Origin of the sequence: Paenibacillus chibensis, from assembly GCF_004001045.1 — a bacterium.
Lineage (GTDB): Bacteria > Bacillota > Bacilli > Paenibacillales > Paenibacillaceae > Paenibacillus_AQ > Paenibacillus_AQ chibensis.
On record NZ_BIMK01000037.1, the window covers coordinates 59,064 to 77,519 of the forward strand.

Consider the following 18,456-nt stretch of genomic DNA (forward strand, 5'->3'; position numbering starts at 1 on the left):
ATTTATGCTGAAAAAGAAAGGTTCGCATGGACGAACTATCCGGGGGAATCAACTAAAATTCATCCTCTTTCCATTATGGAAATCAGAGGGCCGATCGAGCTCCGGACATTCCCGCTGGTGATGAGATACTCCTGCTCGATGACAGCCCGGTGGCGGATCGTTCCCATCCCCTCGTGCTGGCGGTAGCCGACGAGCGGCTCATCGAGATACGGGAACGGAAATCCCGCCTGAATGATCCTTCCCCACAGATCGAGGTCATGCGTATACGGCAACCCTTCATTGAATAAGCCGACGTGTAAGAACAGCTCTTTTTTCATCATGACGGTGCAGCCGTTGACGGGATTTCCATTCATGAATATCCGGTAAAAATCCAATATGTTCGTGAAGGACACCCCTGCGCGGAAAACGGTAATATGGCTGGAAGCATTGATGACATGAAAATTGGTATGCGAAATAAACGCGTGTTGCTCCAGCATGAACTGCACTTGACGGCTGATCTTTTCCGGGTAAAACAAATCATCGGAGCTGAGCCAGGCCACGTAGTCGCCTGAAGCATGGCGTATGCCGTGGTTCAAGGCGCTTGCAGTTCCGCCGTTTGCCTTCCCCAGGTAATAAATTTGCGACCGGTACGGTGCGAGCCGCTCCGCGCAGCTGGTCGATCCGTCGTCCACCACGATGATTTCCAGCGGAGAGTACGTTTGGGACAAGGCGCTGCGAACCGCCTGATCCACGTAAGGATCGTTGAAAAACGGAATCACGATCGTTACCAGCGGTCTCATCGGGCATCCCCCTCCTGCTTGCGAAAATACTCCAGCACGTCCCGGAGTGACGTCCCGATCGGGATTTCCGGTCGCCAGCCCAAAGAACCCATGTCAATTTCGCCGGGATGAGCCTCTTTCGATGCGACCGCATCCGGTTCGTCGCCCCATGCGAGCGGAGCCTCGGTACCCGAGATGCCGAGCATTTGAAGCGCGACCTCCTCCAGCGTCTGGTAGATTCCCGAGCTGATTGTAACGGTATGGCCCCGGGTTCCCTTATCCAATAAAAGCTCATATGCTTTGACGGCATCCCTCACGTCCAGAAAATCGCGCCTTGCTTTCTTGGAAGATATGCGAAACGGCTCGGTCTTGCCCGCCTGCTCGCAAGCTGCGATGTGTCGGGCAAGCAAGGCGCAGAAGCCCGTGGATGGCCCCGGACCGATCAAATTGGAAGGCTCGGCTAATATGACGGTTTGGTTGAACAATACTTCCCATGACAAAGCGGCGGCTTTTTGGAGGCTTTTGCTCAGGCTGTACGGATGTGGCGGGCGAAGCGGCGGTGTAAGCGGGAACACGGCCATCGAGCCGGCAATCACGATCCGGCTGTCCGGAAAGCCGCGGAGCGAGTTCAGGAGATAAATCGTTGGCAATACATTCGTTTCCATGTACAGCAAAGGATCTTTCCAGGATTCGGAAACCGAATTTTTGCCGCCCAAATGCAGCACAGCATCCGGAGCCACGCTGTAAATTAGCCGGTCGAGCTCGGCCTTGTTCATCAAATCGCATATATAATACGTAATCCCCTCCGGAACAGGTCCCGGGGGGATTCTACGAACCATTGCCGCTACCTGATAACCTTGTGCGGCAAAATACCGGCAGGCATGGCCGCCTGTAAAGCCTGTAGCACCTGTGATCAGAATGCGGCGTTGGCGGACGGAAGGTCGGTCATCCATTTCTCCAACTCCTTCAGCATTTCGGGATATTGAGGAACGGCATAATGGAAATCCTCGCGCGTTACAGCCAGCGTCCGGTCCTGTACAGGCTGATCGGAAGGAATGACCGTCACGTCCTGCACGTTCCAAATCTCCTGAAACAAAAGCAGCAGCTCATGCTTGCTGATGGCCTGCGGCTGGGCAAGGTGAATCAGCCCTGACACCGGTGAATCCATGAGCCGGTCGATCGCTTTGGCCAGCTCCAGCGTGGTGACCCCGTTCCACATGACATGGCGGTACCCCGACACGTTTCCCTTTTGCGACATGAACCAATGCATCAGCCCAATGGCCCGGCTGCGGATTTCCGGTCCGATGATAGAGGTGCGGATTGTGAGATGTCCGGGAGCGCGGACCTCGCCCAGCGCCTTCGTCATGGCGTAAGCGCTGGTTCCGTCCGGCTTGTCGTCTTCCGCATAGCGGCCCCGCGTGCCTTCAAAAACGCAGTCGGTACTGATATGGATCAGCCGGCTTCCGAGCAGATCTGCCGCTCTTCGCAGCCTGTGAGGCAAAAATCCGTTGACATGGTAGGCGTTGATGCGGTCTTCCTCCGCATATTGATTCAAAATACCGATCGCATTAATCACGATATCCGGCCTGACGATATCCAGCAGCCTATCGACCATGCAGGGCTCGGATGCGTCGAGGAAAAGCCCCCCCGGGCTTCGTTGATCCCGGGTGGTATAGAACACCTGATGCTTTCCCTGCCGATGAAAGTAATCGACGAGCATATGCCCCGCCATTCCGTTTCCTCCGAGAATGAGCAGCCTCATTTCAGGAACCCCCCGCGCTGGAGAATTCCCCTGATCTCCTCTTTGTTCATAAGATGGTAGTTCGAGCTGAAGCTGCTGAAGGATACCGGCTCGCAATGGCTGTAACGTTCCTTCAGCTCCGGCATGTGAAGCGTCGGCAGGATCACGAGATACTCCTCGTCATAGACGACCGTCGTCAGGCTTTCATAGTCGCTCATCAAAATTTCATGAATTTTCTCTCCCGGACGAATGCCCGTCTCCACGATTTTCACATCCGTTTTGCCGGAATCCTCGATCAGCACCTCCGCCATGTCGACGATACGGCAGGCAGGCATGGTCATGACGAAAATTTCGCCGCCGTAGCTTTCCTCCGCGGCTTTGAAGAGCAGCTGAATCGCATCGTGAAGCGTCAGGAAGAAACGGGTCATCGCCATATCCGTAATCGACACCTGGCCTTTATTGCGGATTTGATCCTTGAAGACATGAACCACGCTGCCGTTCGTTCCCAGGACGTTGCCGCCGCGCACCGTCACGAACCGGGTCTCGCTGTTCAGCAGGTTGGCGTAGACGATCAGCTTCTCACCGATGGCCTTGGTCATGCCATAGAAGTTGGACGGGTTGGCTGCTTTATCGGTGGAAATATAAAATACCTTTTTCACCTTGTTCTCGATTCCCGCTTCGATGACGTTCTGAGTTCCGATGACGTTGGTTTTCAGCGCTTCGTAAGGCTGATCCTCGCACACGGGCACATGCTTCAGCGCGGCGAGATGGAAAACATAATCAATGCCTTGGCAGGCCATCACCAGCGCATCCTTGTCGCGGATATCCCCGATACGGAAAGACAGGCGCTTATCTTCGAATTCCCTGCTCATGGCTACCTGCGAGGATTCGTTACGCGAATATACGACGATTTCCTTCGGGTTCTGTTCCAGCAGCTGGGCCACAAGCTCGTAGCCCCAAGAGCCCGTACCTCCTGTTACCAAGATCCGTTTATTTTCAAACATGAACTTTCCCTCCAAGCAAAAATTTAACTACCTTATCCGAAACGTTCTCCGCCAAGTATCCTTCCGGGCAGTCCCAGCCCCGGCTCAGGCTCAGCATCAGCTCGGCGGAACGGAATATCGCTCCGGCTTCCAGCCCGGACACGATGTTGCTTCCGCAATCGACCGTCTCCGGACGTTCGGTCGTCGTGCGCATCGTTACCGTCGGAACCTGCATGATGCAGCACTCCTCCTGCACGGTGCCGCTATCGGTCAGCGCGCAGCAGGCATGGCGTTCCAGCAGTACGAAATCGAAAAATCCGAACGGCTCATGAAATTCCACCAGCGGATGCAGCGCCAGCGGCTTTAATCCGGCGATTCGGGAAGCGGTGCGCGGATGAATGCTGCAAATGATGCGGCGACCATAGCTGGCGGCGATTCGGTTCAAGCCTTCGACGATTTCACGTAAACGTACGGGATCATCCACGTTTTCCGCGCGATGGGCCGTCACGAGAAAGTATTCCTTCGGCTTCAGGGAAAGTGCGTTCAGAATGTCACTGGCCGCAATCGAGGGTTCATAGTGCTGCATGACCTCGTAGATCGGGTTGCCTGTCAGCACAATCCGCGAGCTGGGAAAACCCTCGGCCACCAAATGCTTTTTGCTCTGTTCGGTATACGGCATATTAATGGAAGATATCGCATCGATGACCCTTCTGTTTTTTTCCTCGGGCACGCGCAGATCAAAGCATCGATTGCCGGCTTCCATGTGCACGACCGGATATCCCAGCCTTTCCGCCAGCACGGCGCAGAGCGCGCTGTTGGTGTCGCCGAGGAGCAGGATTTTGTCCGGCTTCTCTTTCTCCAAAATGGCTTCCATCTGCGAGAACATGGCCGACAGCTGATTCCCCAGTGAAGCGGCCGCATCCTGCAGAACGTAATCCGGTGCGCGCAGGCCCATTTGCCTGAAAAATATTCCACTCAGCCTTTCAGCAAAATTCTGCCCGGTATGCACCAGCACATGCCGCTCCGCATACCGGTCCAGCTTCGGAAGGATCAGGCTGAGACGAATAATTTCGGGACGTGTGCCTAAAATGGTCATGATTCTCATTACTCCGACTCCTACCTTCGTTTTTTGGATTTTCGGGTTTTCGCAGCCCTGCCTGCCCCCGTTCTTCTGTGCGCTAAGCGGCGCTTGGCCGCAGGCGCCTTCTTGCTCCGGCTCTTGCGCCGCTTCGGTTTATTGCTTCTTGGAGCGCGCGGTGCACCCTCAGCGCTGCGAGCAGCATCGGGCAGAAGCGCGGGCTGCGAAGCGCGGGTTGCCGCTACGCTGCTTGAGATCATCCCGCTCATCCAATCAGGGCATCCGCGCCGCAGCTCTTCGACGAAAACAGCGATTTTGCGGGCATAGACATCCAGGCCATACTGATTTCTGGCCGCTTCAGCATTCCTTCTGCCGGTGCTTTCCCGGAGGAATGGATCGTTCAGAAACTCGGCAGCCTTGGCCGCCAAAGATCCGTAATTGCCCGTCGGCACGGCAGCATGCCCGTTGCCGGTATTGCGCATCAGCTCGCCGAGGCCGCCCGAGTCGAAGGTGATGACGGGTTTTCCGCAAAGCATGCCTTCCAGCGCCGTCATTCCCAGGCCCTCTTCCACCATGCTCGGTACCACGAGAATGTCCATCGCGCTGTATGCGGCATGGACCGACTCCACAAAGGGGATGAAACGGAACCGGGTCCTGAAGCCCGATGCGTTCACTTCGGCGATGCAGCGCTCGTAATATGCATGATCCGCCGGTTTGCCGATTGCGACGAATCGGCATTGTTCGTAGGACCCTGCGAGGATGACGGCCATGCGGATGAATTCGTGCAAACCTTTTGCCGAATGAATGAAGGAGGAAATATAGCCGATGCAGGCATGGGAATCCTTGAGGCGAAGAATTTTGCGGTAGCCGGTGCGGATGAGCCCTTGATCCGGATGCAAATGCTCATTGTCGGAAGAAGGAGGCAGAAGCGTGATCGGCCTGGATATGCGGCCGCGAAACAGGCTCGCCGATGCTTCGGAGATGGCGATCAGGCAGTCGCTGTATTTATCCACGACGGCCGCCGCGGCATGCACATGCTCAGAGGATTGCATGACCTCGGTGATTTGCCACAGCACCGGAATGCCGAGCGTCTTCGCAGCCATGGCCGGCAGCACATTGACGATCGTGTTGGTTAGCACGATATCCGGCGCGGCCTCCAAGAGACAGCTGAGGACGGAGGCGAAATCCGAATGTTGGCGAAGCGCCTCCGCCTCCTCCTGGAGCTGGGCGCCAGGCTGATACATTCCGAAGAGCAGCGGGTAGGACAGGATCCTTACCGGGATGCCTTTCTTCCGGGCATCATAGGTCAATCTTCCTTCCTGCGGAGCCGTCAGGATGCAATCGAAATACGGGGATATTTGAAGGCAGAACAGCAGGAGGAGCTTTTCGGCCCCTGTAATGCTGCCTGTGTTGCTGACATGGGAAAACAACATGAGTTTCGGTTTATATGCCATCATGCGTGGGTGACCGCTGCTATAAGCACAGGGTACGATCACACCTCCTTTGAGCCAAGTAATACAATATATTAGAAGGCCATCTGTACCGGCACGTCATTTACTCCCCTCCATCCGTCCAAAAACGGCGACTCCCCTTAAGGGAAGATGATGGAGAGCATTTGGTTGAGGCGGTTGCCGTAGGTGTGATCGCGCATCGTCCGCTCGAGCGCGTTCAGCGCAATTTCCCTGCGTTCCTTTTCGTGGTTCAGGTAATACTCGACTTTGTCCAGCAGCTCCTGCGGAGAACTGTATGTCTCAATCTCGACACCCGGCGTGTAGAACTTGGCGAGATCGCTCCGGGCATCGCTGAGCTGCAAGGTAGCGCAGGCGGAAATTTCAAAGGTTCGCGGATTGGGGGAAGCTGCGGGGATTTTGACGGCATTGTTATTGACCGAATCGTCTTCGTGGGAACGGTGAAGGTTGATGACAATTTTTGAAGCGTTATAGGCTTCCGCCGTTTCTTGGGGTCCCATCCATTTGTTGACCTCGATCCGGTCTTGATATGCCGCGAAATTCGGCAGGCGGTCCCACCAGATGCCGTTGATGATCGTATGATGCTGCATCAGCTGGTCCATGATGGGGCTCAGGTATTCGACCCGGTTCCAGTACGCGGAGCCGATGAAGCTCACTTCCCTGCGCTGTGCGGAACGCATTCTTTCCGGCTTGTAATGCTCCACGTAAGCCGCGAAAGGCAGATGATGGACATTCGCGCAGCCAAGCTGTTGATAATACGGGATGCAGTTGGATTCGAGCGTGAACACGTAATCGTAATGACCCACGTTCTCCGTCGTCATGTCCGTGTAATACGGATCGTCCGTCAGCCAGACCGCCGTTTTGATACCCTGCTGGCGAATGGCGTCCAGCTGCTCGTTTTGGATGAACATGCCGTCCAAGACGAGGACCAGATCCGGCATGATTTGATAGGCAATCTCGCTGATCGGCTGTCCCGGCTCAATGACCGTTACCTGGGAGATCATTCCCCGTAAAGTCGTAGCGATGGCTTCATCGATCGGGGAGTAGGGAAACCCTTTGCCTGACGCGACATACAGCACATGCATCTGGCGAAACGGAAAAGAGTTTTCGGCATGCCGGCTGACGATATAATTGGCACGACCTTTTAAATAACCCTCCTCATATCCCTCCTGATGCCCCGCTTCGCGGCCCCGAAGCCGCGCTTCCTCGGCCGGGCTCAGCACTTCCTGCCGTATGATTTTTTTCCGGTGTTTAATGATTGACATCCGTCACCCGCTCCTATTTCCTTAGAATTTATACAAGCTCCAGCAGCGATTTCATCCGCGACATAAAGGAGTGCTCCATTCGCGTCGTCCATAACCCCCGCCATGCCATCTCCAGACGCTGCTCTTCATGCTGGAGATAATAGCTGATTTTATCCTTCAGCTCCTGGACCGAGCCGAACGTCTCGATGTCATACCCGGGTCGGTAATGCGACAAGGAGTCTTCGCGCAGATCGGTAATTTGTAGCGTGCCGCAGGCGCTGATTTCATAGGTGCGGGGATTGATCGACTTCGCCTTGATCCGGTGGCTGTTCCGGTTATCCTGCCCATACTCGTCCGGTCTGTGGATGTTGAGGACGATTTTTGCCCCGTTGTAGTAGTTGACGGTTTCCTCTGGAGGGATAAACCCCATATGGAGTGAACGTCCCAGCTTGTCGGTCCGGGTCAGGCGTTCCCAGAATCCCCCGGCGATCAGCACCTTTTTGTCCTCCAGGAACGGCGCCATTTCGTCGAAAAGAGACACCCTGTTCCAGAAGGCATTGCCGATAAAGCAAATATCATATACATGCCCGGGTCCCGGGCGCTGCGGCTTGAACATATCCGTGTTGACGGCTAGGGGCAAATAATGCACGTTTGCGGCACCCAATCCCCGGTAAAACGGAACGCAAGCCAATTCATGGGTTAAAACCACATCATAAGCGGTGCACATCGGGGCGGTATCTTCCGTAAAATACGGATCGTCTACGAACCATACGGCCGTTCTGATGCCCATCCCCCGAATTTTTGCGATATCCTCCAAATGATTTCCCGGGAAGATATGCAGCCCGTTCATTACGAGAACCAGATCGGGCCTTTCCCTCGTTGCCAGCTCCAGCATGTTCGGAGCTTCCCCCACAATACATTCCCTGACCAGACTGCGCAGCGCCGCAGTGACTCCCTGATCGATTGCGTGGAATCCCTGGGGAATGTACAGTATTTTCATATCCCGATGATATGGCGGCGCTTGCGGCACCCTTTTCTCGACCGCCTGGCATAAGCCCAGCCTATAGCCCTCGCCGTAGCCTTGCCGGTAACTTTTGCTGTTTCCTGCTTTTCCCACAGCTTTCACCCTGCCTGTTTGGATTTCATAAGAACATACCGATTTCAGAGCCTCTTTCGCGAAGAAATCATTCCGCTTAAGAACCTCCCGTGCTTGGAGAATGTCCCATCTTGGGCTATAGAATCGTTCCGCTCAAATGAAAATGAGTCAATTCTATAATCATAAATATATGCGGAAGAGATACTTGCATCATGGACGACAGCCTTTCAGGCCGTAAATTGGCGTATGTCACGATGATTAAACAGCAAAATAACCCCACAAAGCGGGGCCTTGCTCCGAGGTCTATTCAGGTACTTTGCGGGGACCCAAGTAATTTATACATTCGATCATGTAAGAAAAACGTGTGTCGACGTGATTTCTCAAAGGACAGACCGCCATCAGCGGATGTTTATCTTGCAATATCACGAAGCTATGGCTCTGTAGTTTATACTTTCTGATATGATCAAAAAAACCTTAACTTCATGGTTTCCCATGAAGTTAAGGTTTGACTGTTCCCATCCCTGCTTATCGTGTTTTGATTCCTGACGGAGCCCTTATTTGGCTTGGTAAGCTAATTGATGTCCATCCTCGTAGCCTTTGGCAAATCCGGCGTTGAAACCTTCATTGTAAGCTTCGTCATATCCTTCATTATACGCAGCATCCGGCGCTTGCGGGAGCGCTCCCTGCTCCACCGGCAACGGAAGCACCGGTTTGACCCATCCGCGCTTCCGTCTCCGGCGTGCGGCGCCAACTCGTTGATGCCGTCTTTTTCCACCCTTGATGAGACGGCGCTGCTTGGCTTTGGCAGAACGCAGTTTTCTGGCTTTCAGCGGCCGTGCTTTACGGGCTACAAGAAGCTTGCGCCTCCGTGTGCCGGATTTCGTGGACCGGGAAACACGTTTATTGGTCTTCATCCGTTATTCCTCCTGTACTTTCGGTCATCATGTATGCGGCAGTCGGGATGCGTTTAACCAGGGCGGCGCAGGAGTTCCGCTGCGGGGATGGCATAACGTGATTCCTTGCAGCATCTCGCACATCGTGGCTTGATGCTGCGCAAGAAGCCGGATATTCTCCTTCAGACTCCGGGCGGACAGGTCTGAGTGAGAGGATACATCCGCAATGCTGCTGAGAATTCTAGCAAGCGCCTGCTGGCTTTGCGCAATGGAGGAGATCATATCCAGCTTGGCTTCCTGCTCCTTGAGGAAAAGGCTCATTTGCCGAGGTCTCCAAGGTCAAAACCTGAGCCGAACACGCCGTCATCATCTCCAAGTCCGCTATCCTCCTGAACCAGCACAGCTTTTAAATTGCTGCAAAGTCCGTTCTCAAGCTTGGTCAAACCCTCGAGCAGCTCTATGATTTGCCCGTGAATCTGCAGCGGCTCGTTAAGCTGATGCTCATGCGTTTGAAACGCATCCGCGGTCAAATGATTAATGGCCCAATTCCTGACTTTTTCCGCCTCAACCGCCTTGGCTTCCAGAATCATAGCGATATTCCATTGAATCTTGGAAGCGGCGTCCAGCATATGCAAAAAGGCCTGTTCCCTACTCATCTGCAGCACACTCCTATATCAAATCTCCGCTTACTCTTCCTCATGACTGCCCAACTCTTTTACGACATGATTGAGAGTTTCCGCGAGCGCTTCCTGAAGATCCGCGATACTTCCCAGATAGGCGATAATGCTTTTATTGATTTGCCCGGAGTTCTCAATAAGTCCATTAATGCCGTCGAATTCTGGATCGGCGTCCGGCAGGTCATGTATGATTTGAGCCATCCTGACCGCCATTTGACGCTCGGCATCCAGCACTCTAGCCATTTGCTGGTGCGAATGGGACATATGGGTTAACATTTCGTCAATTTTGCTTTGCATAGCCATTCCTCCTGTAGAAGTCTCGCGAAAGGCCGCGAAGGCCCGCCCCGCCTGATCCGCTTCTGCCTGCTATATCCTATGCCGGTCGCCTACATACAGTTACGCCTGAGCCGGGGCGGGTATAAATTTATTACAGCACGGGATTTTCCAGCACAGGCGGGGCAATGATCGGCAGGCCACGTGGAAGCAGCTGCAGCTGTTCCGCTGGCAGCTTGAGAATGCTCCGTCCCTTCATCTGCCAGCGCTCCAGGGCATAATCGGATACAAAGGGCCGGATCGAGCCCTGTGACATCTGATAAATGGTGCCGTCGGCGTCACTGACAAGCTGGCCGTCAGCAGACTCCTTCTTCATTGACAACACGAAGTCCAGGAGCTCCTCCCCACGGAATGCATTTTCAGCGGTTGGAATATGAAGGATATCCATTCTCGACAGCGTGACGGACTGCAGTCCCGTTTTCTCCGTCAGGCCAAAACCGCTGCATGGATGCTTGGTGCCATGGTATAGGAAGAACTCCCTCCCGCCCTGATCACGGATCAGGACATGGGAAGGAAAGAACTCCGCAGGCGAAGCCGGATTTCCGGGAGTCACCTCATCCCTGCGTCCAGCTCCCTGCTGCCTGACAGCTTCCACCCATGCGTGCGGATTCCCCCATTTTCCCGCGTAATAGCGTTCATTATGGCCGTCCACCACGTGAAACTGCTCCGTTCCGAGCGTTTTCATGCTGACGCTGCCAAAGTGATGGATGAATGCATCTCCGACGATCATCAGCTTCAGGCCGCACAGCCGGGCCCGTATGATCCAATCATCATCCTCGTAGTTGCCGATCCTGAACCCTTCGTCGAAATAACCAATCCGTTCTAGCAGCGTCCTCCGGAACAGAATGCAGAATCCGACAAGGCGGTCGGTCAGTCTCCATTCCTTTTGATCCGGCATACTGCGGGTGGCCGCATATTCCCACATCTGCTCTACATTCGCATAAGGCACGTCAATCTGCTGCTCACCGCTGATGTAATTCGTTACCGGTCCGACAGCACCTACCTGGGGATCGCTATGCAAGCATTGAAGCATATGACCCAGCCAGCCCGGAGTGACCAGCGTATCGTTATTCAAGATGACGATGGTATCGCCCTTGGCCATCATCAAGCCTTGGTTGACCCCGCCCGAAAAGCCGCGGTTGATGTCCAGGCGTTTAAAGCGCAGCTGCCCGGATCTTTTGTCCAAATACGCCCCGGTGCCGTCGGTCGAGCCGTTATCGACCACGATAATTTCATGGGGCTCCGGGGTATGACTCTCAATGCTTTCGATGCACCGGATTAAATACTCCACTTGGTTATAGCTTGGAATGACGATGCTCGTGCCGTGATACGGCTGACCGAAAGCGGCTTTCCCCTTCTCGATGCCCTGTTCGTACCCCCGCTCATATCCGAGACGGTAACGGTTTGAAGCGGCGGCTTCAACACTGTTTCTGTTGGTTCGTTTACGTCTGTCCACAATTAAACCTCCTTTCTGTATCCTGGTGGATATGAAGCAACTTGAATAAAACGGAAATCAACTTCCTAAGGGATTGGCCATTTGAATTCGCCCGACACAAGCTTATCCGCCAAATGACCGAAATCAATGGCTATCCTGCCTTGTTCGGCCGCTATTTTCTGGCAGATGACAACCGCCGGGATCCCGCTTGCAACGAGCGCAATATCGAAGGAGTATGCAGCTGCATCCGACACCACGCGGGGAATGTCGGCGAAGCCTTTCACTGGCGTTATGACACCGGCGATCTGGACCGAACCGGCTGAGAGCACCGCAGCCAGCTCCGCGGCCAAATTGCCGACAACAAGCACCCGCTTGTGCCGAAGCAGGGACAGCAAAAATCCGTGTTCATACAGCGCATAATTAATGGTGGAAAGGGTTAGATTCATGGGAACATAATCCATGCCGTAATATCGGAGCACCGGGAAGAGGAGACCCTGATATGTCGGAAGCCGCGAAGACGGAATGCCGATGATATCCGCACCCCTGACTGCCTCCGCCAGAAGGCCCCGTGCTGCGGGATCAGGCAGCGTCATGCCGGCTTCTGCCAAAAAATAGCCCGCCGATCTGGCATATTCCAACGGAAGCACGGTATCATGAGCCAGAGCAAGCAGTTCCCCGTCTCCAAGCCTCACCAAGGATAATGAGCTGCCTTCGGCCAGAGCCCGTGCGATACGATGATGAACTTCATCCGGCCTAAGAAGCGGCTTCAAGCGTGGCAGAAAACCCTGAAGGCCCGCAGCCAACACGTCCCTCGCGGACACTTCCGGCAAAACGGTGTAGGCAGGAAGCTGGGAAGCCAATTCTTCCTCTGCTCCCGCCGTGCTCCCCGCCCTGTACCCCATATCGAACCCCTGCGCATAGGATGTTTCCGAGCGTTCGTATCCGGCAGATGGATTCGAAGGCAAGCCCTCCACTTCTTGCGGCAACCGGGGTAAATACGGCCTGTATTGTTTGAAAATCTTCCGCGTTTTCCTGCGCTGCCTGAGCCTGATCGCCTCGGTTCGTCTTCTTCTTCCTTGAGCAGGCTTTTTTCCATTTACCCGCTCCTGTCCCACCGACTTGTGACGACGGGGCACAGGGCCATCCCGGCGGGGCCCGGGTGCATCTCTGCGAGAGGTGGGTGCATCTCTGCGAGAGGCCGGTGTATCCGCGCGGTGCGCGAGTGTATCCAAGCGTGGCGGGGGTGTATCCCGGTGGGATGCGGCGCCATCCCGGCGGGGCACGGCTCGGCCCTGGCTAACCGCCGTATTCGGCTTTTCGATCATAATGACAGGAACAGCCTTCTTCCGGAGAGGAATGAAGGCTGCCGTTTTTTGAAGCATCCGCGTCATGGGATCAGCCCCTTCATCCGCCGTCCGGCTTCTTGAAGGGATTCGAAGGTCCCGGCATCGCTCCACCATTTTTGAAGAATGTCGTATTCCAGCTTTCCTCGGGCCGCATATACATTGTTAACATCCGTAATTTCCAGTTCCCCACGTTCCGAAGGAGCAATCTGTGAAATGATATCAAATACAGCAGTATCGTACATATAAATGCCGGTCACGCAATAAGAAGATTTCGGTACCGCCGGTTTCTCTTCGATTCTGGTTATCAGCTCCTGCTGCTTTTTGTCAAAGACAGGTACACCATAACGGCGGCTGTCCTTCACATGCTTCAGAAGCACTCTGGCGGTTCCCTCCGGCTGACGTTCGAAGCTATCCACGAAAGGACTCAAATCATCCATGAACAAATTGTCCCCGAGTAAAACGACGAAACGCTCTCCCACCGAAATAAAACCCCGGGCAAGCTCGAGAGCCTCGGCGATGCCGCCGGCTTCTTCCTGGATCCGGTACGTGAGGTTGACACCAAATTCCCTGCCGCTGCCCAAAAAGTCTGTGTATAATCCTGCAGACTGTTTGCCCATGACAATTAAAATATCGGTGATGCCCGCGAGACGCAGCCTGTCAATGCTATAAACGATCATGGGATACTTACCTACAGGAAGCAAATGCTTGTTGATCATCCGGGTCAGCGGATACAATCTCGTTCCTGTCCCGCCTGCCAAAACGACGCCTTTCACTGCACTTCTCCTCCTTCGGGTGATCTGGTTTGCTAATCCACATTCGACTCCATATCCACATATTGTCGCGGATCGAAATGCCATTTGCTCATAAAAAGCCGGTAATTTCGATCAATTAATGCCTGCAGCTTCTCCGGTTTCGACTGTTTGAAGCTGGCACTGCCCTTGTGGTGCACGAGAACATCCTTGCACACAAGAATCCTGTAGCCGGCCAACCGGGCCCGATGGCAGTAATCGTCGTCCTCATAATGGCCCGGGGTATACGCTTCATCGAGATATCCGATCCGCTGCATGACCTCTCTTTTGAGCAGCATACACATGCCGATCATCCGTTTGGTTTCCAGCCAGCGGGTTCGATCCGACCGGTTGTTCACGGCTGCGATTTGCTGGAAATCATCCATATCCCGGAAGGAAACCTCCACCCTCTGCATGCCGCTGGCCTCGTTCGTCACGGGTCCAACAAGCCCGATGTCCCTGCTGCTTTCCGCCGCCTCAAGCAGGTTGCTCAGCCAGCGGGACGTTACAGTCACATCGTTATTCAGCAGGAGGATGTAATCCCCTTGTGCCAGCTTCATCCCGAGATTGCACGCCCCGGGGAAACCGGCGTTAGCAGGCAGGGATATAAAAACAATTCCTTCACGGATGCAGTAAGCATCCGTTCCGTCGGTCGAAGCGTTATCCACCACGATGATTTCGTAAGGAACATCCGTGTATTTCCGAATCGATTCAACACAGGAGATCAATAAAGACAATCCATTGTAGGTAGGAATAATAATGCTGGTCAGTCTGCTGGAACGACTCATACGGCATTCCTCCGAGAAGCGACTTCCTTGCGCTTGGCCCCGGTATCCGAGCGAAAAGCATACCGTTGTCTCCATAATTCCCCGAGTGCCTCCGCATGATCGCCGATAATCAGTTCCGCTACCGCGTTTCTCTTCCCTGTATTCCCGGCCCGTTTCCGGTTGCCCTTAAAAACATCCACCGCATGAACCGCCTCTACCCTGTATCCATGGAGAATGGCCAAAGCCTGCGCTTTTGGGGGAACAGTCAGTTGAGACGCGCCGATGTCCCGGATCATCCGGCCGGAGAGGGCATGTGGAACGGCTGTCAACGAGCTTGCTCCCAAATCGCTGCGTCCCAGCGCAAGGTTTAAATAGCTTTTGCAGTGAGTTACTTCATCCTGATGCTCAAACAGCGGAAGATATCCGCTCAAATCGTTCAGCGCAGCATCGCAACCGCCGCCGTCAACAGCATAGATAAAGGGAGCAAGCTCTTCGGCGGCGATGACCATATCCCCATCGCAGAAAAGAACGGTATCCGCATCCGTCAGCCTTGCCCCAATGCTCCTGCCTACGTCATGTCCGAGCAGCTCCGGATAATAAACCGCCGTGACCAGCGGATGGCTGCGGGCATGGGAGTAGCTGTTGTCGCGGGAGCCGTTCAACACAAGAATGATGTGTTTCAGCGGCAACCGCTCCAGCTCGGCTAACATGGGATCCAGGCTGTCTTCCTCACTGCTAGCGCATACGACGGCAGCTGCGCTTCCCTGCAACGGAAGCGGTACTCCGCCTTCTATGCTGCCTGCTCCTTCGTTATATCCTTGAACATAAGCCGCGGACATTCTCTTCATCAGGGAATATTCCGGCATCGATTTCATGGTGGCGTATATCCATTCCGAGAAAGTGCTTTGGAGATGCGATTCGACAAATAACAGCTTCGTTTCCGCTTCAGCATCTCGAGCGGCATTTCCGGCCCTCCACCCCGCCTGAAGCGCTTGGCGGATCCAGGGACTCCCGCTGCCGCCCTGGATGGCGGATGCCCGCCGCTTTGTTTTGAAGACGGCTTGCTTTCTGGCACGGCCAACCCTTCGCCGTCTCGTTCGCGCCGATGTACCTGTTTTGACTTTTTTGCCGGTCATTCGTTTCACCTTCCCACCCTGTCTCTGACCCGCCCTAAATCGGTGTGGCCTCCCCTGGCGTCTGTATGGGACAAGTACCAACTCAATGCCTGCAAATGATCGTCCAAAACCACCTGCTGCAGCAAGTCCTGCCCGCTTGATTTACGCCTGCGGCGATTGAGCCTTCCTACGGACACCTCATGTACAGCCGCGACGTTTAGCCCTGAATGAACGGCTATAACCTGTGCGAGCGGGGGAACGGAAAGATTCTCGCTTCCTATGACCTCCAGGGCTTTACGGCTGATGGCATGCGGTACAGCGGTGAGCGAAGAGCCCAGCAGATCAGGCCGGCCGAGCATCGTATTAAGCGTATGCTTGGCTAATATGACCGGATGGACCTGATGGCGTCGCACCGGGCCGCGATAACGGTTCAGTGCAACATCGCCCCCTTGTAATACCGCATGAACAAAAGGTCGAAGATCACTGCAACCAATGCGCATATCCGCATCAATAAACAGCAGCACCTGTCCGGATGAGGCATCGGCGCCAACGGATCTGCCGGCATCATGTCCAAGCGGCTCATCGTACCTTAACACTTTCGCCCCCATCGCATTCGCAATTTCTGCAGTGTTATCCGTACAACCGTTCGCCACGACGATCACTTCACAGGCTTCATGCACCTTTCGGGCTTCCCTGATGACATTTCCAATCATGCGCTGCTCATTCATCGCAGGAATAATGACCGATACGACAGGGTGCTCGCAGTTTCGAAACGCCGAAAACCTTGTCTTCCTGCTGCTTTCCCGTTTCCACTGCGGCTGTCGCTGTTGTCCGGACGTTTTGCGCATACGGGCATACTCCCCCTGTTCGCTTCGGCTGATATTACCTTGAGTATCGTATGCCTTCCGCAAGAGGGTTGAAGCGGCGTTTGTGCATGTATTTTCCATACGGCATGGCTAAGCAGGGTCCGCAGCAAAAAAAGGCGCGGGATGGTTCCCGCGCCTGACGCCCTGATATGCTGTTATCCGGCTTTTTGGTGCTTTTCTAATCCTTACGAATCCACGGAATGGTTGTTAATCCTCTTACCGCGCAGCCGCGCCGACGGCAATCCAGGAGAGGAAACCGAAGGTTTCCGCTCCGCTCTGTCTGCGCACCACTTCAATGAACGCCGTGTCCTCCCGCTGGGTATTCAACACGGCATAAAAGTCGGGATGATTGCACATCGCCACAATAACGTAGTGATTGTTCGGATAAGCCTCCTGGAGCGCGATCGGCACTTCGACCTGGAGCTGGCCTTCGCCGATCCGGAACGAAACGATGCCATACTGCTGCACGCTCGGCTGCTGGGAAACGCTTCGTACCGGCGCAAAAGCAAGGTGCTCGTCGGTAACGGATTGGCTCGCGATGTGGCGGCTTTGCACGGACTGTTCCTGAAGGGAACGGCTGCTGACGGCCCCCTGCTGGAGATGCCACTCCTGAACGGTCTCCGCCTGCAGATGCAGCGGGCGGATCGCTTCAGGCAGGATATGCGTGCTGCCGATCGAGCCGGGCATGATCTTGGAACCCAAGACTGCCCCATCGCGAAGGGCTTCGGCATGGACGGCGCCCGGAACGAGATGCCTTCCGCCGATTAACCCTGACTGAATTTGCGCGCTGCCCACAGACCCATCCGCCAATTTCTCCGTGGTGACCGATTTGGGAGCCAACGCCTCCTCATTCACGGCGCAGCTCCGGAGATGCTGCTCTCCGATGATCCCGGCCTGAAGCTGTTCCTCTCCCACCGATTCTACCGCAAGGTGAACGTATTCCACCGCGCCGGCAGCGATATGCGATTTCTGGACAGCTCTTTCCTGCAGCTGGCCGGAACCGACGGATCCCTGCCGCAAATGCCCGTTCCCTACCGACTCGGGCGCGATCTTATCGGACGTTACGGCGCCGGCCTGCAGAGCCTCTTCCGGCACGGACCCGAAATCCAAATGCCGCTCCGTGACGCTTCCTTCCTGAAGCTGGAAGCTGCCGACCGAGCCCTCCGCCAGATGATTGCTTTGGACGGCGTCATCCGCCAAATGCTGTTCTTGTACCGATCCGGCCTGGATGTGATAAGCGGCAATCGAGTCCGGGGTCAGCTGATGGCTGCCGACCGATTCAAACGCTAGCTTGCCGCTTGTAACCGCGCCATCCAGCAGCTTTGCGCCCGTTACCGCGCCGTCCGCAAGGTGGCGTTCTCCGACGCTGCCTTGCTGAAGCTGCTCGGAACCAACCGATTCCGGTGCGAGCTGCAGCTGCGCAACGGCATCCGGACCGATATGCTTCCGCTGCACGCTCTTTTCGTGCAGATGGATGGACCGAACCGAATCCTGCTGCAAATTCAAGCTGCCGACGGCTTCAGCGGCCAGATGGAGCGCCGTTACTGCGCTGTCCTGCAACGCTTCCGAGCTCACCGAACCGGGAGCCAGATGCTCTTCCTGCACGCTGCCTGCCCGGAGCTGCTGCGTGCCTACAGAGTCCGCCGTCAGATGAACCACCGTCACCGCTCCGTCCTGCAATGCTTCGGAGTTTACCGAATTGGGAGCCAGATGCTCTTCCTGCACGCTGCCCGACTGAAGCTGCTGCGTGCCTACCGAGTCTGCCGCCAGATGGAGCGCCGTCACGGCTCTGTCCTGCAGGGCTTTCGAGTTCACCGAACCGGAAGTCAGGTGGCTTTCCTGCACGCTGCCTGCCTGGAGCTGCTGC

The 18,456-nt window shown here is 55.1% G+C and carries 19 protein-coding genes; all 19 read right to left on the bottom strand.

Annotation, left to right across the window (positions count from 1 at the left end):
* Positions 1–59: 59 nt before the first annotated feature.
* A complete protein-coding gene (locus PCH05_RS22960; protein ID WP_127606285.1) occupies positions 60–779 on the bottom strand; it encodes a glycosyltransferase family 2 protein in 720 nt (239 codons plus the stop codon).
* On the bottom strand, positions 776–1,711 hold the full coding sequence (locus PCH05_RS22965) for an NAD-dependent epimerase/dehydratase family protein (RefSeq protein ID WP_127606288.1): 936 nt from the start codon (positions 1,709–1,711) through the stop codon (positions 776–778). The genes PCH05_RS22960 and PCH05_RS22965 overlap by 4 nt, the downstream gene beginning before the upstream one ends.
* Positions 1,672–2,520, bottom strand: a complete 849-nt coding sequence (locus PCH05_RS22970; RefSeq protein WP_127606290.1) for an SDR family oxidoreductase — start codon at positions 2,518–2,520, stop codon at positions 1,672–1,674. The genes PCH05_RS22965 and PCH05_RS22970 overlap by 40 nt, the downstream gene beginning before the upstream one ends.
* A complete protein-coding gene (locus PCH05_RS22975) occupies positions 2,517–3,503 on the bottom strand; it encodes a polysaccharide biosynthesis protein (protein ID WP_127606292.1) in 987 nt (328 codons plus the stop codon). The genes PCH05_RS22970 and PCH05_RS22975 overlap by 4 nt, the downstream gene beginning before the upstream one ends.
* Positions 3,496–4,587: a non-hydrolyzing UDP-N-acetylglucosamine 2-epimerase gene (wecB, locus tag PCH05_RS22980; protein ID WP_127606294.1), complete on the bottom strand. Its 1,092-nt coding sequence runs from the start codon at positions 4,585–4,587 to the stop codon at positions 3,496–3,498. The genes PCH05_RS22975 and wecB overlap by 8 nt, the downstream gene beginning before the upstream one ends.
* Positions 4,588–4,598: 11 nt before the next feature.
* Positions 4,599–5,993, bottom strand: a complete 1,395-nt coding sequence (locus tag PCH05_RS22985; protein ID WP_164766774.1) for a glycosyltransferase family 4 protein — start codon at positions 5,991–5,993, stop codon at positions 4,599–4,601.
* A 158-nt stretch (positions 5,994–6,151) separates the two neighbouring features.
* Positions 6,152–7,294 (bottom strand): CgeB family protein, encoded by a 1,143-nt coding sequence (locus PCH05_RS22990; protein ID WP_127606298.1) that lies wholly within the window; start codon positions 7,292–7,294, stop codon positions 6,152–6,154.
* A gap of 28 nt (positions 7,295–7,322) precedes the next feature.
* Positions 7,323–8,399: a CgeB family protein gene (locus tag PCH05_RS22995; RefSeq protein ID WP_127606300.1), complete on the bottom strand. Its 1,077-nt coding sequence runs from the start codon at positions 8,397–8,399 to the stop codon at positions 7,323–7,325.
* A 524-nt stretch (positions 8,400–8,923) separates the two neighbouring features.
* Positions 8,924–9,283, bottom strand: a complete 360-nt coding sequence (locus tag PCH05_RS23000) for a hypothetical protein (RefSeq protein WP_127606302.1) — start codon at positions 9,281–9,283, stop codon at positions 8,924–8,926.
* A gap of 27 nt (positions 9,284–9,310) precedes the next feature.
* Positions 9,311–9,583, bottom strand: a complete 273-nt coding sequence (locus PCH05_RS23005) for a hypothetical protein (protein WP_164766775.1) — start codon at positions 9,581–9,583, stop codon at positions 9,311–9,313.
* The gene (locus PCH05_RS23010; protein ID WP_127606304.1) at positions 9,580–9,918 is read right to left on the bottom strand and encodes an alpha-helical endospore appendage domain-containing protein; all 339 of its coding nucleotides are present in this window, start codon (positions 9,916–9,918) and stop codon (positions 9,580–9,582) included. Before PCH05_RS23010 ends, PCH05_RS23005 begins: the two co-directional genes overlap by 4 nt.
* A gap of 30 nt (positions 9,919–9,948) precedes the next feature.
* A complete protein-coding gene (locus PCH05_RS23015) occupies positions 9,949–10,236 on the bottom strand; it encodes a nucleoside-diphosphate sugar epimerase (protein ID WP_127606306.1) in 288 nt (95 codons plus the stop codon).
* A 130-nt stretch (positions 10,237–10,366) separates the two neighbouring features.
* Positions 10,367–11,728 carry a glycosyltransferase family 2 protein gene (locus tag PCH05_RS23020; protein WP_164766776.1) on the bottom strand — a complete coding sequence of 454 codons (1,362 nt, stop codon included), beginning with the start codon at positions 11,726–11,728 and terminating at the stop codon, positions 10,367–10,369.
* Between the two features lie 65 nt (positions 11,729–11,793).
* Entirely contained in the window at positions 11,794–13,089 is a 1,296-nt protein-coding gene (locus PCH05_RS27780; protein WP_246049918.1) for a GT-D fold domain-containing protein, read from the bottom strand.
* 5 nt (positions 13,090–13,094) lie between these two features.
* Positions 13,095–13,826 (bottom strand): sugar phosphate nucleotidyltransferase, encoded by a 732-nt coding sequence (locus PCH05_RS23030; RefSeq protein WP_127606310.1) that lies wholly within the window; start codon positions 13,824–13,826, stop codon positions 13,095–13,097.
* A 32-nt stretch (positions 13,827–13,858) separates the two neighbouring features.
* Positions 13,859–14,629 (bottom strand): glycosyltransferase family 2 protein, encoded by a 771-nt coding sequence (locus PCH05_RS23035; RefSeq protein WP_127606312.1) that lies wholly within the window; start codon positions 14,627–14,629, stop codon positions 13,859–13,861.
* Positions 14,626–15,744: a glycosyltransferase gene (locus PCH05_RS23040; protein WP_246049919.1), complete on the bottom strand. Its 1,119-nt coding sequence runs from the start codon at positions 15,742–15,744 to the stop codon at positions 14,626–14,628. The genes PCH05_RS23035 and PCH05_RS23040 overlap by 4 nt, the downstream gene beginning before the upstream one ends.
* Before the next feature lie 5 nt (positions 15,745–15,749).
* Positions 15,750–16,571 carry a glycosyltransferase family 2 protein gene (locus PCH05_RS23045; RefSeq protein WP_127606314.1) on the bottom strand — a complete coding sequence of 274 codons (822 nt, stop codon included), beginning with the start codon at positions 16,569–16,571 and terminating at the stop codon, positions 15,750–15,752.
* 234 nt (positions 16,572–16,805) lie between these two features.
* The coding region (locus PCH05_RS23050; RefSeq protein ID WP_127606316.1) for a WIAG-tail domain at positions 16,806–18,456 on the bottom strand (1,651 nt) is incomplete at its 5' end.

What these genes read in the sequence shown, in the direction of transcription:
- PCH05_RS27780 (WP_246049918.1), bottom strand. Translation starts at nt 13,089, where the DNA reads ATGCTTCAAAAAACGGCAGCCTTCATTCCTCTCCGGAAGAAGGCTGTT.
- PCH05_RS23015 (WP_127606306.1), bottom strand. Translation starts at nt 10,236, where the DNA reads ATGCAAAGCAAAATTGACGAAATGTTAACCCATATGTCCCATTCGCAC.
- wecB (WP_127606294.1), bottom strand. Translation starts at nt 4,587, where the DNA reads ATGAGAATCATGACCATTTTAGGCACACGTCCCGAAATTATTCGTCTC.
- PCH05_RS23035 (WP_127606312.1), bottom strand. Translation starts at nt 14,629, where the DNA reads ATGAGTCGTTCCAGCAGACTGACCAGCATTATTATTCCTACCTACAAT.
- PCH05_RS23040 (WP_246049919.1), bottom strand. Translation starts at nt 15,744, where the DNA reads ATGACCGGCAAAAAAGTCAAAACAGGTACATCGGCGCGAACGAGACGG.
- PCH05_RS23000 (WP_127606302.1), bottom strand. Translation starts at nt 9,283, where the DNA reads ATGAAGACCAATAAACGTGTTTCCCGGTCCACGAAATCCGGCACACGG.
- PCH05_RS22975 (WP_127606292.1), bottom strand. Translation starts at nt 3,503, where the DNA reads ATGTTTGAAAATAAACGGATCTTGGTAACAGGAGGTACGGGCTCTTGG.
- PCH05_RS23010 (WP_127606304.1), bottom strand. Translation starts at nt 9,918, where the DNA reads ATGAGTAGGGAACAGGCCTTTTTGCATATGCTGGACGCCGCTTCCAAG.
- PCH05_RS22960 (WP_127606285.1), bottom strand. Translation starts at nt 779, where the DNA reads ATGAGACCGCTGGTAACGATCGTGATTCCGTTTTTCAACGATCCTTAC.
- PCH05_RS22965 (WP_127606288.1), bottom strand. Translation starts at nt 1,711, where the DNA reads ATGGATGACCGACCTTCCGTCCGCCAACGCCGCATTCTGATCACAGGT.
- PCH05_RS22990 (WP_127606298.1), bottom strand. Translation starts at nt 7,294, where the DNA reads ATGTCAATCATTAAACACCGGAAAAAAATCATACGGCAGGAAGTGCTG.
- PCH05_RS22970 (WP_127606290.1), bottom strand. Translation starts at nt 2,520, where the DNA reads ATGAGGCTGCTCATTCTCGGAGGAAACGGAATGGCGGGGCATATGCTC.
- PCH05_RS23045 (WP_127606314.1), bottom strand. Translation starts at nt 16,571, where the DNA reads ATGCGCAAAACGTCCGGACAACAGCGACAGCCGCAGTGGAAACGGGAA.
- PCH05_RS22985 (WP_164766774.1), bottom strand. Translation starts at nt 5,993, where the DNA reads ATGTTGTTTTCCCATGTCAGCAACACAGGCAGCATTACAGGGGCCGAA.
- PCH05_RS23005 (WP_164766775.1), bottom strand. Translation starts at nt 9,583, where the DNA reads ATGAGCCTTTTCCTCAAGGAGCAGGAAGCCAAGCTGGATATGATCTCC.